We start from the raw sequence: 14,574 nt of genomic DNA on the forward strand, positions 1-14,574 counted from the left end.
TATTATATCATCATCATTTTTTGTAAATTTGCAACGTGATAAAAACACTATTATATAAGCTTTTTTCAGTAAGCATGGCATTATTGGTCTTGTTTTCAACTGTTTCGTTTACAGTTGAAAAGCATTTCTGCGGCGATGTTTTAATGGATGCTGCTGTTTTTAATAGTGTTGAAAAATGTGCTTCAGAGAGTCAAGAAGCACCTTCTAAAATGGATTGTTGTGAAGATGTTTTAGATGTTATTAAGGGTCAAGATGAACTGACAGTTAAGACATTTCAAGATTTAGATTTTGATCAGCAGTTGTTTTTAACTGCGATGTCTTATTCTTATTTGAATTTATTTGAAGGGCTTCCAGAATTAGTAATTCCACATAAAAATTATTCCCCTCCAAACTTGATTTTCAATCGCCAGATTTTAGATCAAGTTTTTATTATTTGATTTTTTAACGTCGCATTTTAAATGCCAGTTAGTTAGTACTTCATGTTTTGTAAGATGTGAATGTACTGGATATTTCGTTAAAATTTTAAAAATAAAAAATCATGAAACATACATATACCGTTACTGGTATGACTTGTAACAGCTGTAAAAAAACAGTTGAAGAAGCTCTTTTGAAACTGAATGCTATTCAAAGTGTTCTTGTAGATTTAGAAGCTCAAGAAGTTATAATTACCATGAGTAAACATGTGGAAGTTACTACCTTACAAGAAGCGCTTCCAAAAAAGTACACCATTTCAGAAAAACAAGAGAACAACGTTTTTCAATCAGCACAAAGTGAAAATAAATCGGAATTAAAACAACTTTTCCCTTTGTTCTTAATTTTTGCTTACATAACAATTGCCGCTATCCTTTTAAACTATAATCCTTTAAACTGGTCCAGTTTTATGTTGGATTTTATGGGTTTATTTTATGTGGTTTTTAGTTTTTTTAAATTACTAGACTTAAAAGGTTTTCCAGAATCTTTCAAAATGTACGACCCTTTAGCTAAAGTTATTCCAGTCTATGGTTGGATATACCCATTTATAGAGGTTGCTTTGGGAGTTATGTTTCTTATGCGTTTTGAAATTACAACGGCATTAATTATTACACTTATAATTTTAGGGATTACTACCGTTGGTGTTACAAAATCTTTATTAGATAAAAAAGCCATTCAATGTGCTTGTCTTGGAACAGCGTTAAACTTACCAATGACAAAAGCAACATTTATTGAAAATAGTATTATGATAATAATGGCAATTGCCATGCTTTTTAATTTGGTGTAATATGAAAAAAATACTATTCATTTTAGGCCTTATACCCGTTTTAGTGGTTTCACAGAACAAGATTGAGGGTGTTATTATAGAGGCAAACGAACAGAAAACTGAAATTCCAGTAGCTGGAGCTAATGTATACTGGTTAAACACAACTGTTGGAGCTGTAACTGATTTTGATGGAAATTTTACCATTCCATATCAATCTGATTATAAAAAATTGGTGATCAGTTTTGTTGGTTATAAAACAGATACGGTAACGGTAAATTCAGAAAAATTCATTAAACATAAGCTAGTGCCAACAAGTGCCTTGGATGAGGTTGTGGTAACCTCAAGGAAACAGGCAACAGCAAAGTCTTATCTGCAGTCTCAGAACATCATGACTGTTAGTAGCGATGAATTATTAAAAGCGGCTTGTTGTAATTTGTCTGAGAGTTTTGAAACTAACCCTTCCATTGATGTTAATTTTGCTGATGCTGTTTCAGGCACCCGTCAAATAAAAATGCTTGGATTAACAACGCCATATATTTTAATTGCAACCGAAAACATCCCGTCTATTCGTGGTGCCTCTCAAGCCTATGGGTTGAGTTTTATTCCCGGGACTTGGGTAGAGAGTATCCAGATAACCAAAGGAGCAGGAAGTGTGGTTAATGGTTTTGAAAGTATAGCAGGACAAATAAATGCAGAATTGGTTAAACCTACAACAGATAAAAAACTATTTGTAAATCTCTATGGAGCAAGTAGTGAACGGGTTGAGTTAAATACACACCTTAATACTAAAATTACTGATAAATGGGCAACAGGTCTGTATTTGCACGGTAATACGCATAATAAGAAACATGATGTTAATAATGATAATTTTATGGATATGCCCATTTACAAACAGATTAATGTTATGAATCGTTGGCAATATACCAATCCAGAAAAAGGCTTTGTAAGTTTTATTAATTTGAAATATTTAAATGATGCCAAGCAAACAGGGGAAGTTAACTTTAATCCAGATACTGATAAAGGAACAACAAATGCTTGGGGAAGTGAAATTGATACAGAGCGTTATGAAGTGTCAGCGAAACTGGGTTATGTAAACCCAGAAATACCGTATCAAAGCATAGGTGTCCAAACAGCATTTAGTAGGCATGCACAAGACTCTTATTTTGGACTCAATGTGTACGATATTGTGCAAAATAGTTTATATGCAAACGCAATTTATAACACCTTAATAGGAGATACGCGCCATAAAGTAAAGACAGGATTAAGCTATACATACGATCATTATGATGAGTTGGTAAATACGGATGTTTATAAAAGAACAGAATCCTCTGTTGGTGCATTCTTTGAATACAATTATGATAACCTAGACAATTTAAATCTAACAGCTGGTATTCGTGTAGATCAGCATAATTTATTGGGCTTTTTTGTAACGCCTAGACTACATTTAAGATATACACCATGGGAAAAATCTGCTTTTAGAGCATCCATAGGTCGTGGGAAACGAAGTGCCAATATTTTTACTGAAAATCAGCAGATTTTTGCAACATCTAGAGTTATTAATATTGAAAATGCTGGAGGGAATATTTATGGATTAGATCCAGAAATAGCTTGGAATTATGGAGTGTCCTATTTACAAGGTTTTAATTTGTTTGGAAGAAAAGGAGACGTTACCTTTGATTATTATAGAACCGACTTTGAAAATCAAATTGTTGTGGATTATGAAAACCCAACAGCTGTCAGCTTTTATAATTTAGATGGCGCTAGTTATGCCAACAGTTTTCAAGCTGAAGTGAATTATAATATGTTTGAAAGTTTTGATATCCGTTTAGCATACAAATATTACGATGTTAAAACCCAATATCAGTCGGGTAAATTGGAAAAGCCGCTAACACCAAAACATCGAATGTTTGCAAACGTTGGGTATGAAACAAAGCAAAAAGATACAGGTGCGCAATGGAAATTTGATGCCACCTATAACTGGTTAAGCAAACAGCGTTTTTCGTCCACACAATCTAATCCACTAGTCTATCAATTGCCTGACTACACACCTACAATAGGAACTTTAAACTTGCAGGTTACTAAAGTGTTTTCTCCAAAATTTGAAGTATATTTAGGAGGCGAAAACGTAACTAATGTACGTCAGGATAACCCGATTTTAGCCGCTGATAATCCTTTTGGTGCTAATTTTGATAGTACGTTTGTCTATGGTCCCATTTTTGGTAGTATGTATTATGCTGGATTACGATATAAATTGAATTAATAATAAAAAAATAAAAAAAATAAAAAAATGAAAAAATTAGGAATTGTATTAGTCATGCTTTTTGGTTTAACAGCATTTTCTCAAAATAAAAATGCAAAAGCCTCCATTGAAGTAGATGGTGTGTGTAATATGTGTAAAGAGCGTATTGAGAAAGCCTGTATTAGGACAAAAGGCGTTAAATCGGCTGTTTGGAATGTGGAAACTCATGAATTAAAACTAATTTATGATGAGCGCAAAACCAATTTAAAAACCATCAATCAAAATATTGCAGATGTGGGTCATGATACCAAAGAAATTAAAGCAACAGACGAAGCTTACAATAGTGTACATCCATGCTGTTTATATAGAGATGATGCGGTTAAAGATGACCACAAAAACGATTAACAAATTATTTGAGTAAAAAAAGCCCAAGCAAATTAATTGCTTGGGCTTTTTTTTATGTTGATAAATTCCTTTTAAATGATTAACTTACTTAATCACTAAAAAGATAGACCATGTCAAGAAAATTAATCTTATCTAGTAATTCCCAAGTCCAAGTTTCAGGTGTTAAAAATGCATTGGATGAAGCAGGAATAGCCTATTTTGAAATTAATAAATCCGATTCTTCCTATCCAGGGATTTTAGGGCAAATAGAAGTTTATGTTAATGACACTGATGAAGCTAAAGCGTTATTAGTTGTCAAAGATCTTATTAATAATTAATATACAAGCCTTTTTTGTTTATTGTAATCTTAAGGTTTCTACTTTAGAAATTAAACTGCCATCTTCACACATGCCTTCAATGTAAAGTAGTACATCTTCATAAAAATAATTCGGTATGTTAAAGATGTATTCGCCATTTTTGTTTGGGGTAATATTTGGAATCCAATTTAAAACACCAAATTTAGAAAATGCAATTCTTTTTGCTGTATTGTACATCGGAGCGTAATAGCTTTTAGGCATTGAGTACCCAATTTTTATAGTATTGCTGCTAAATTTCCCTTTCGGATTACTTTTTGACCGACTGCCATCTTTAGAAAATATATTTATTGTTCCTCCAGCACCATCCATACCATAACCTGTTTTAGCTACAAATAATTTTTCAACATCCGCAACTGTTAGATATTGAATAAGTTCCAATTGATCAGAAACTAAAATTCCATCCAAATACACATTTGGGTTTAATCTGCCTTGAAGATTAGAACTTCGTCTTGAAAGTATGTTAATAGAGACTCCAGACTCAATAACATCAAAGCCATTACTTCGAATTACATCTAAAATTCGAGTAGAGAAAGAGTAGACTGTTTTTAAATCTACTGACCGATTATTTACACCACCATTAATCATAAATTTTTCTTGTCTTGACTCTTTTTTGATTTTTAGCATAACCGTATCTAATTCCGTTATAGAATCATCATAAATAAAGCTGTCCGTATTAGAAATAATATTTACTGCTTTATTAATAAGGTTTTCGGTGTTCAAAGAGTCTTTTATAAATGTTGGATATACATTATAATAAACTTTAGGGGTCGTTAATTTTCCTCGTTTGTTTTTTGCGCTTATAGAAACAACAGAACTATCCATCAATGATAGGTGGTCAAATGTAAAATAAGAATCTTTAACTTCTGTAGAAAGCATTAATTCATTGTTAGCTGAAAAAAGTACTATTTCTTTATAGTCCTCTGCATTAGGCTCGTTGATTTTTCCTTGTATCTGAAAACCTGATTCAAAATTGTATTTAGCAATTTGAGGTGAAAAGAAAATGTTATTCCACTCATAGCGACTCCATCCTTGAGTAAGAAGTAATAGGTCTAAATTATAATTGGTTTTTCGGTTGTTATCCTTAAAGTAAGAATGTGGATTATCAATTTTTCCTTTAACATAAGGCTGTAATAAAAAGGAAGATGTAATCGTGTTATTCGTATCGTATGATTCACTACCAGCTGGTAATACTGAAACACTCATGTATTTCTTAAGATTATTTTTTTTGTCAGAAACTAATCGAATTTGAGTAGAATCATAACTGGTTTTTTTGCCTAAAAAAGACACCTCATGGATTAAATTTTCAGTTCTATTAAATATTATACGTTCCAAGAGCGCTTGGTTTTTATCATTAAAAATGGTTAAAATATTTACACCATCATATAAATCCGTTTTTGGGATTGCTATGGTATAGTCCAGAGTATTAGGTTTAAATTCAAGATTTATTTTTTTTAGTAATCCATCTCTATGTATTAATAAATAATGTGGTTTATTTAATAAATACGGTAGTGTTTTGTTATTTGTTTTTATGCTGACAAATAAGGTGTTTTGGTTTAGTGTATTAACAGAAATCGTTAAGCCTATTATTTCAGCATCTGGCAGTGGCTTCTTAATAACAGTGCCGTTCTCAAGAGTAGCTTCAACATGATATGTGTCATTTTCGGCTATAAAAATGCTGAATTTACCAATACCAAATTCATTACTTTTAAATGTTGAAATAATGTCTCCTTTTTCGTTTATTACTTTACCTAAGGTAACTATTAGTGGGTTTCCATTAATATCAGTCCCTTTAAATCCAATGCTGTTTTTTGAGTTTTGGAGTATGTGTCCACCCTCTGGTAGTAATTGAAAATCATATTTTTGTTCGCTATCAGCAGTTTTTTCAGATTCAGATTCAGTTCCAATTATTTCAAATTGTTGTAGACTATGATGAGGGTCGTTAAAGTTTTTCATCCAATTGGTACTTACTTTTAAAAAATAAATGCCAGGAGCATAATTTTCTTTTAAGTTGAAATTTCCATGTGTAATACCGTTTTCAGCATAATACATTTTTTTTTCAATTAAGATACCGTCAGAGTCGTAAATGCTAGCATAAATATTACTAGTGGTTAAATAGGGTTTTTGGGTTTGTGGATTATATATGTAGCTCTTAAACCAAAGTTCCTCTAATCTCAAATATTTTGACTTGTTTGTTTGAGTGTAAATAACTTCAGGTTGCATTTTGAAGTAATCAAGATATTTGTTTTCAACAAAATTAAATTCAGGGTTTTGTGCTATTCCGTAGGCTGAACAAAGCACAAATAGATATAAAGTAAATATTTTTTTTATCATCAATTCAAGGTAGATTTTATAAATGAGACTTGTTTAAGTGCTAAAAGTAAAGTTTTTATTCAATATACAGAAAAGGGTTCCCGTAATATAGTTTATTTAAATTCAGGATTAAAAAAAAACGCCCCAATTTCTTGAGACGTTTTTTAAATTATAATCTGGATATTGATGTGTTATTACATCATACCAGGCATTCCACCACCACCCATTGGAGGCATAGCTGGTGCATCTTCTTTAATATCAATTAAAGCACATTCTGTAGTTAAAATCATGCCAGCAACAGATGCTGCATTTTCCAATGCTACACGCGTTACTTTTTTAGGGTCTATAATTCCAGCTTTTAGCATATCTACATAGGTACCTGATTTTGCATCAAAACCAAAATCTTTTTTACCGTCCAATACTTTCGCAATTACCACACTACCTTCGCCACCTGCATTTTCAACAATCGTTCTTAACGGTGCTTCAATAGCACGAGCCACAATTTGAATGCCTGTAACTTCGTCTAAATTTTCGGCGGTTAATTTTTCTAATAAGCCTTTCGCTCTTACTAGTGCTACACCACCACCAGCAACAATGCCTTCTTCTACAGCTGCTCTTGTAGCATGTAGTGCATCATCAACACGGTCTTTTTTCTCTTTCATTTCCACTTCACTAGCCGCACCAACATAAAGTACAGCAACACCTCCAGCTAGTTTAGCTAAACGTTCTTGAAGCTTTTCCTTATCATAATCGCTTGTGGTTGTTTCAATTTGCGCTTTGATTTGGTTTACACGGTTTTTAATAGCGCTAGCATCACCAGAACCATTTACAATAGTGGTATTATCCTTATCTATCGTTACTGTTTCAGCTGTACCGAGCATGCTTAAATCGGCATTTTCTAATGAAAAACCACGCTCTTCAGAAATAACAACACCACCAGTAAGAATAGCAATGTCTTCTAACATGGCTTTACGTCTGTCTCCAAAACCTGGTGCTTTAACAGCAGCAATTTTAAGGCCACCACGTAATTTGTTTACAACTAATGTTGCAAGGGCTTGACCCTCTACATCTTCAGCAATAATTAATAATGGTCTTCCTGATTGTGCAACTGGCTCTAAAATTGGAAGGATTTCTTGTAAGTTTGAAATTTTCTTATCAAATAATAGAATGTAAGGATTCTCTAAATCAGCTACCATTTTATCTGAATCAGTAACAAAGTAAGGTGATAAATAGCCTCTGTCAAATTGCATACCCTCTACAACGTCTACATAGGTATCCATCCCTTTTGCTTCCTCAACAGTAATCACACCCTCTTTTCCAACTTTACTAAAAGCTTTAGCTATTAAATCGCCAATAGTCTCATCATTGTTAGCCGAAATTGAAGCAACTTGCTTTATTTTTTCCGAGGAATTGCCAACTTGTTTCGCTTGTTTTTCAAGATCTGCTACAATGGCTTCAACTGCTTTGTCAATGCCACGCTTTAAGTCCATAGGGTTAGCACCGGCTGCTACGTTTCGTAAGCCTTCTTTTACTATTGCTTGAGCCAAAACGGTAGCTGTAGTTGTACCATCACCAGCTAAATCGTTGGTTCTGCTAGCAACTTCTTTTACCATTTGTGCACCCATATTTTCAAGCTCGTTTTCAAGCTCTACTTCTTTGGCTACTGTTACACCATCTTTAGTTACTTGAGGTGCTCCAAAACTTCTACTAATTATTACATTACGACCTTTTGGTCCTAATGTTACTTTTACTGCATTTGCTAATGCATCCACACCACGTTTTAAACCGTCACGTGCGTCTATATCAAATTTTATATCTTTTGCCATAATGAAAATTTTTATTTAAAATTTTTAAATCTCAAAATTTAAATACAAAATCCCTAAAGCGAGTTCTGTATGTTAATTTTTAGGTTTCTGAAACTTACTTATTTATTTTTTTTGAAGTTTTGCTTTTGTTAAACAATTGCAAGAATATCGCTTTCACGCATTATTAGATAATCTTTACCTTCCAGTTTTAGTTCTGTTCCTGCATATTTGCCATAAAGAACGGTGTCACCAACTTTTACGGTCATAGGTTCATCTTTTGTGCCTTTTCCTGCAGCCATCACTTTTCCTTGTTGAGGCTTTTCTTTAGCGTTATCTGGAATGATAATTCCTGATGCTGTTTTGGTTTCAGCTGCTTCTGGTTCAATAAGAACTCGATCTGCTAATGGTTTAATTTTTAATGCCATTTTTTATGTTGTTTTATTAATTATAAAAATTGTTTAATGCTTAATCACTGTACTAAAAATGTGCCAATAGCTACATACTGACAAAATTTCACTACATACATTTTGGGTATAAAAAAAGCCAACTGAAAAGTTGGCTTTATAATTTTTTTTAACACATTTTAGATAGAATCTCCAGCTGTTTCCGTGTTTTGGTTTGTTGCGGCTGGTACAGCAGGAGCAACAGGAGCAGGTTGTTCTGTATTGATTTGATCAATAGCTTTAGATTCTGCAGTTCCTGTTCTACTGATAGTAACGTTAGAAACTAAAATTAACACCAACATGATTGTGGCTAGTGTCCATGTGCTTTTGTCTAAAAAGTCTGTTGTTTTTTTAACACCACCTAGTTGCTGTGTGCCACCACCACCAAATGATGATGATAATCCGCCACCTTTAGGGTTTTGAACCATTATAACTACTACTAGTAAAAAGGCAACCACTACAATAAGTGCTAAAAATATGGTAAACGTACTCATGGTTATTCGTTATTTTGTTCTTGTAATTGTTTTACTGCTTTAATTTGGTCTGCAAAGAAACCACTTTTTTCTGGATATTTCAAACTTAAAATGTTGTAAGATTGAATTGCTTTTTTATAGTTCTTTTGTTCTAGGTAAATTCGTGCCAACGTTTCTGTCATTAAAGCTTCTGGCTGAATCATTTGCGCATCAGCAATATTGGTATTTGTTAGGGCTGTTTTACTAGGTTTTAACTTCGGATTTTTGGTGATGAATTCATCAATTAAATCAAACTTTTTACTGCGCTCTGTATCCTGATTTTCTGTGTGTTCTAGTTTGTTTTCAGCCGTTTTTTCACTTTCTGTGTCTTTACTATCGCGATTTATAGGTTCAAAACGTGTTAGCTTTAACCATTCATTAAAAGAATGTTTTTCCTGATGATTAAATTGTAACGGTTGGCCTAATTTTAAAACATGGTTAGGCGAAGGTAATTTGTCTGGATTTGTTTCAAGGCTATGCTCTTCTGAAATAGTTTTCGTAGGCAAGCTGTCATCTATCTGAAAGTGTGCAATTGGCGGTTTACTCGTTTTAAGTTGAAATAATTCTGGGTCGAGTGTGCCTTCCGTATCTGTAATTTGTTGCTTCAATACATCATCAACCCGACTTCTTTTATTGAATGATATATCTTCAGATTCTACCTCAATAGATTTAATATGATCTAAATGTTGTTTAATATGTTGTGATATTTCATTTTGTAAAAAGGCTTCCGATGTAATAAAATCAAATAGTATACTTCTATCAGTTGTGTAAGCTGCTGTAACCTTTAACTCATTATTGTATTTTACACTGGAATTGGATTTTAAACCTTTTAAATAACTTGCACGAGCCGATTGTAAATATGGAAACTGCTCCAAAACAGCTTTTAACTCCCGAGTTTGTAGGGGTGTAAGATGTTGTGGTTCTTGAATGATTTTAGAAAATTCTGCAGCTGTCATCATATTACCATTTGGCTAAAGTTGCATTAAAAATATCTTGGGTTATACGCTCAAATATTTCTGCCAAAGCCGTGTCTTTTTGAGCACCTGTTAGTAATGCTGCACCAGCATAATCATAAAAAAAGGAGAAGCGTTGCTCTAAATTATCTTCTTCGTTTTTCATGTTAAAAAAGCGGACGTTGACTGTTACATTTAACCGGTTTTGCGCAGCTGTGTTATTGGCCGTTGCTGTTGTAGGCGAGATACGGTATTCTGTAATTTCGCCTTCGTAAACTAAATCACCACTGGACTTTACTAAATCTAAATTGGTTTGATTTATTAATAAATCGGTTAAAGCATTCGTGAAATCCCGATCTAAACCAGGTTCAACTAAAATAGCATTATTTTGAAAATAATTTACTTGAAAGGTTTTAACATCAGAGGCAATAGATGCACCTGTAAATGAATAGGCTCCACAGCCTAAAACGGTGATTAAAACGGTTAATGATAAAACTATTTTTATGAGTCTCATAAATCAATTATTAAAACCAATTATAGGTCGTATTGCTTAATTTTTCTATATAGTGTGCGTTCGCTGATGCCTAGTTCTGCAGCTGCTAATTTACGTTTTCCGCCATGACGTTCTAACGATTTTTTTATCAGCTCTAGTTCCTTGTCATGTAAAGATAGCGTTTCTTCTTCTTCAATTTCTTCAGCAAAATGATATTTATCGGCTACCTCTTCTGGTGCTTCGTCCGTATGTGTATTGTTTGATTTTTCAGGGATAGAAAGAACTTCTAAATCTTCGTAAGCTTCCTGCGTGTCTTCATCAACTTGGCCATAAATTTTATCAATGAGCCCCTCGTTTTTCTTCTGAACTTCTGAAGCATTTCCTGTTTTCATCAGTTCCATTGTGAGCTTCTTTAAATCGTTTAAATCACTCTTCATATCAAAAAGCACTTTGTATAAAATTTCACGCTCGCTACTAAAATCACTTTCAGATTTAGTTGTATTGATAACAGCTGGCAATTGGGAGCCTTCAGTAGGTAAATAATGTTTTAAGGTTTCGGCCGAAATATCTCTTTTTTGTTCTAAAACGGAAATTTGCTCGGCAACATTTCGTAGCTGTCTAATATTTCCGCTCCAACGAAATTTTAATAGAATGGTTACAGCTTCATCAGACAGTTTAATAGTGGGCATTTTGTATTTTAAAGCAAAATCGCTAGCAAATTTTCTAAAGAGTAAATGAATATCGTCTTTTCGGTTACGCAAAGGCGGTAAATTGATTTCAACGGTGCTTAAACGGTAGTATAAATCTTCTCGGAATTTTTCTTTTTTAATGGCGTCAAACATGTTGACGTTTGTAGCAGCTACGATGCGGACATTGGTTTTCTGTACTTTACTAGAGCCTACTTTTATGAATTCGCCATTTTCTAGTACACGTAATAAACGCACTTGGGTGGTGAGAGGTAATTCACCAACTTCATCTAAAAAAATGGTACCACCATCAGCCACTTCAAAATAACCAGACCTTGTTTGTGTGGCGCCTGTAAATGCGCCTTTTTCATGCCCGAATAATTCACTATCAATGGTGCCTTCAGGAATGGCACCACAGTTTACAGCTATATATTTGCCGTGTTTTCTGTGTGATAAGGAATGAATAATTTTAGGAACACTTTCTTTACCTACACCAGATTCACCAGTTACTAAAACCGAAATGTCTGTTGGTGCTACTTGAATGGCTTTTTCAATAGCACGATTAAGTGTCGGATCGTTTCCAATAATACCGAAACGCTGTTTGGTTGCTTGTACTGATTCCATATCTAACTTCCTGCCAAGGCAGGAATCTTATTAATTGTTAATAGCTGTTTTTTATTCTGAATACCCAACCGCTTCACCAATGAGTGTGGCAGTGGTACATTCGTTTATTTTTACGTTTACAAATTCGCCAACCTTATAATGTTCTTTCGGAAAAACTACCACCGTATTTTGTGAGGTTCGTCCAGACCATTGTAAATCTGATTTTTTTGATGTTTTTTCAATTAACACCTCGCGCACCTGACCTACATTAGCTTGAGTTTTTATATGGCCATGAGCACGTTGTGCGTCAATAATTTCTTGTAAGCGTCGTTTTTTTATGGCTTCAGGTACATCATCTTTCATATTTCTGCCAGCCATGGTGCCAGGTCTTTCTGAATAAGCATACATATATCCAAAATCATATTGCACAAATTCCATTAAGTTCAGCGTGTCTTGATGATCGGCTTCGGTTTCTGTTGGGAAACCAGCAATCATATCTTGACTAATAGCACAGTCGGGTAGTATACGCTTAATATTGGTGATGAGTTCCATATATTCTTCACGCGTATGTTGTCTGTTCATTTCCTTCAAAATACGGTTGCTACCACTTTGAATTGGTAGATGAATGTGGTTGCAAATATTTTTATATTTTGCCATGGTCTGGACTACATCTAAGGTCATATCCTGCGGATTAGACGTAGAAAAACGAATACGCATTTTTGGCTGCGCTTTGGCACATAACTCTAATAGCTTTGAGAAATTGACAGCTGTAGCTTTTTGCATGTCGCTAGCTTTTTCAAAATCTTTTTTCAGGCCACCACCATACCATAAATAGCTATCTACATTCTGCCCTAATAAGGTAATTTCTTTATACCCGTTCTGCCACAAATCGTTTATTTCTTCTAAAATGCTTTGAGGGTCGCGACTACGCTCACGTCCACGTGTGAAAGGCACAACGCAAAAGGTGCACATATTGTCGCAACCACGTGTTATAGATACAAAAGCAGTAATTCCGTTTGTGTTTAAGCGCACTGGCGATACGTCGCCATAGGTTTCATCTTTAGATAATATTACATTTATAGCATCTCGTCCCGCTTCTACTTCCGAGAGTAAATTTGGTAAATCTTTGTAGGCGTCTGGACCCACAACGAGGTCAACAATTTTTTCTTCTTCTAAAAATTTACTTTTCAAACGTTCTGCCATGCAGCCCAAAACGCCTACTTTCATTTTTGGGTTGATTTTTTTTACAGCATTATACTTTTCCAATCGCTTACGAATTGTTTGTTCAGCTTTGTCACGAATAGAGCATGTGTTTACTAATACTAAATCTGCTTCTTCAAGTTTTTGTGTGGTATTAAAGCCTTCATTGGTAAGAATGGAAGCCACTATTTCACTATCACTAAAATTCATGGCACAGCCATAACTTTCAATAAAAAGTTTGCGAGTATTGGTGTCTTTCGGTTCTAAAATAAGGGTTTCGCCTTGTTTTGCTTCGTCTATAATTTTCTCCATAAATACGTCTGAAATAAGGTTCAGTCAATAAGTATGCAAAGTTACAATTATTTTTCACACTGTGACAAAGTGTCATATAATAAAAAATATTTTTGCGCAGCATTTATAATTATCCGTAATTTGATACCTATCACTAACTAATTAACTACTTTATGACTACTATGAATTCAATTTTAGAAAAAATAGCGAATGCTCCTTCGTTAGATTTTGGAACTATTTTTAGCGATTCGTTTGATTTGTTTAAGAAAACTTGGGTCCAAGGTTTCTTATTACAAATTTTTACGTTTATCATGGTGTTGCCGTTTATTTTTTTGCTTTACGCACCATTAATAGGTATTTATATTTCGGCAGCTTCTTCAGGGAGTCAAGATCCTGAAGCTTTTAAAGCTTATTTTGCTGGTCTTGGCATAGCTTATTTGTCGCTTTTCTTTATTGGTGTTTTAATACTAATTGTAATTAGCATGGCACTTCAAGCTGGTTTTTTTAGAATAATGAAGCAATTAGATTTTAATGAGCCTGTTCAAACATCAGATTTCTTTTATTATTTGAAAGGTAAATATTTTGGTAAAATGATTATTCTAATGCTTGCATCAATTTTTATAGGGTCTGTAGCAGTATTATTATGTGTGTTGCCTATTATTTATGCTATGGTACCGCTGTCTTTCTTTACTCTTGTTTTTGCTTTTAATCCAGAGCTATCAGCTGGTGAAATTATAACCGCCAGTTTTAAATTAGGTAATAAAAAATGGTTATTAGTCTTTGGTTTAATATTTATAGCATCGCTTTTAGCACAAATTGTAGGTACCTTATTATGCGGAATAGGTATTTTAGTAACAGCACCTTTTGTTTATCATCCAGTTTATTTGGTCTATAAAAGTGTTATAGGGTTTGATGACGAACAGCCAAAAAGCCATATTGTAGCATAAATTTTAATGTTACACAATAGATAATTAAAACCTGTATTTAAAATTGTTAAATACAGGTTTTTTAGTACACTCGAGCGTTAAATAAAGTATAGGA

At 33.7% G+C, this 14,574-nt stretch carries 14 protein-coding genes; 6 read left to right on the forward strand and 8 right to left on the reverse strand.

Annotation, left to right across the window (positions count from 1 at the left end):
- Positions 1-35: 35 nt before the first annotated feature.
- The 5 genes from BM239_RS05975 (at position 36) to BM239_RS05995 (ending at position 4,198) form a co-directional block, all read left to right on the forward strand.
- Positions 36-437: an HYC_CC_PP family protein gene (locus BM239_RS05975; RefSeq protein WP_245758196.1), complete on the forward strand. Its 402-nt coding sequence runs from the start codon at positions 36-38 to the stop codon at positions 435-437.
- A gap of 101 nt (positions 438-538) precedes the next feature.
- Positions 539-1,258: a heavy-metal-associated domain-containing protein gene (locus tag BM239_RS05980; RefSeq protein ID WP_092206695.1), complete on the forward strand. Its 720-nt coding sequence runs from the start codon at positions 539-541 to the stop codon at positions 1,256-1,258.
- 1 nt (position 1,259) lies between these two features.
- Entirely contained in the window at positions 1,260-3,497 is a 2,238-nt protein-coding gene (locus BM239_RS05985; RefSeq protein ID WP_092206696.1) for a TonB-dependent receptor plug domain-containing protein, read from the forward strand.
- A gap of 27 nt (positions 3,498-3,524) precedes the next feature.
- A complete protein-coding gene (locus BM239_RS05990) occupies positions 3,525-3,881 on the forward strand; it encodes a heavy-metal-associated domain-containing protein (protein WP_092206697.1) in 357 nt (118 codons plus the stop codon).
- A gap of 110 nt (positions 3,882-3,991) precedes the next feature.
- Positions 3,992-4,198, forward strand: coding sequence for a putative signal transducing protein (locus BM239_RS05995; protein ID WP_092206698.1), 207 nt, complete (start codon positions 3,992-3,994; stop codon positions 4,196-4,198).
- Between the two features lie 18 nt (positions 4,199-4,216).
- Here BM239_RS05995 and BM239_RS06000 read toward each other — a convergent pair whose 3' ends face one another.
- The 8 genes from BM239_RS06000 to miaB all read right to left on the reverse strand — a co-directional run bounded on the left by BM239_RS06000 (position 4,217) and on the right by miaB (position 13,554).
- The gene (locus BM239_RS06000; protein WP_092206699.1) at positions 4,217-6,568 is read right to left on the reverse strand and encodes a hypothetical protein; all 2,352 of its coding nucleotides are present in this window, start codon (positions 6,566-6,568) and stop codon (positions 4,217-4,219) included.
- A 173-nt stretch (positions 6,569-6,741) separates the two neighbouring features.
- On the reverse strand, positions 6,742-8,373 hold the full coding sequence (groL, locus tag BM239_RS06005) for a chaperonin GroEL (RefSeq protein ID WP_092206700.1): 1,632 nt from the start codon (positions 8,371-8,373) through the stop codon (positions 6,742-6,744).
- 128 nt (positions 8,374-8,501) lie between these two features.
- Complete coding sequence (locus BM239_RS06010; RefSeq protein ID WP_066248585.1) at positions 8,502-8,777, reverse strand: co-chaperone GroES; 276 nt, start codon at positions 8,775-8,777, stop codon at positions 8,502-8,504.
- 158 nt (positions 8,778-8,935) lie between these two features.
- Positions 8,936-9,289 (reverse strand): preprotein translocase subunit SecG, encoded by a 354-nt coding sequence (gene secG / locus BM239_RS06015; protein WP_092206701.1) that lies wholly within the window; start codon positions 9,287-9,289, stop codon positions 8,936-8,938.
- A gap of 2 nt (positions 9,290-9,291) precedes the next feature.
- Positions 9,292-10,266, reverse strand: coding sequence for a hypothetical protein (locus BM239_RS06020; protein ID WP_092206702.1), 975 nt, complete (start codon positions 10,264-10,266; stop codon positions 9,292-9,294).
- Between the two features lies 1 nt (position 10,267).
- A complete protein-coding gene (locus BM239_RS06025) occupies positions 10,268-10,774 on the reverse strand; it encodes an LptE family protein (protein ID WP_092206703.1) in 507 nt (168 codons plus the stop codon).
- 20 nt (positions 10,775-10,794) lie between these two features.
- On the reverse strand, positions 10,795-12,063 hold the full coding sequence (locus BM239_RS06030; protein WP_092206704.1) for a sigma-54 interaction domain-containing protein: 1,269 nt from the start codon (positions 12,061-12,063) through the stop codon (positions 10,795-10,797).
- Between the two features lie 51 nt (positions 12,064-12,114).
- Positions 12,115-13,554: a tRNA (N6-isopentenyl adenosine(37)-C2)-methylthiotransferase MiaB gene (gene miaB, locus BM239_RS06035; RefSeq protein ID WP_092206705.1), complete on the reverse strand. Its 1,440-nt coding sequence runs from the start codon at positions 13,552-13,554 to the stop codon at positions 12,115-12,117.
- Positions 13,555-13,715: 161 nt separating this feature from the next.
- On the opposite strand from miaB, the gene BM239_RS06040 reads away from it, so the two are divergent.
- A complete protein-coding gene (locus BM239_RS06040) occupies positions 13,716-14,480 on the forward strand; it encodes a DUF4013 domain-containing protein (protein ID WP_177208985.1) in 765 nt (254 codons plus the stop codon).
- Positions 14,481-14,574 lie beyond the last annotated feature (94 nt).

The sequence above is a fragment of the Algorimicrobium echini genome (assembly GCF_900115185.1).
In the GTDB taxonomy this organism is placed as follows: Bacteria; Bacteroidota; Bacteroidia; order Flavobacteriales; family Flavobacteriaceae; genus Algorimicrobium; species Algorimicrobium echini.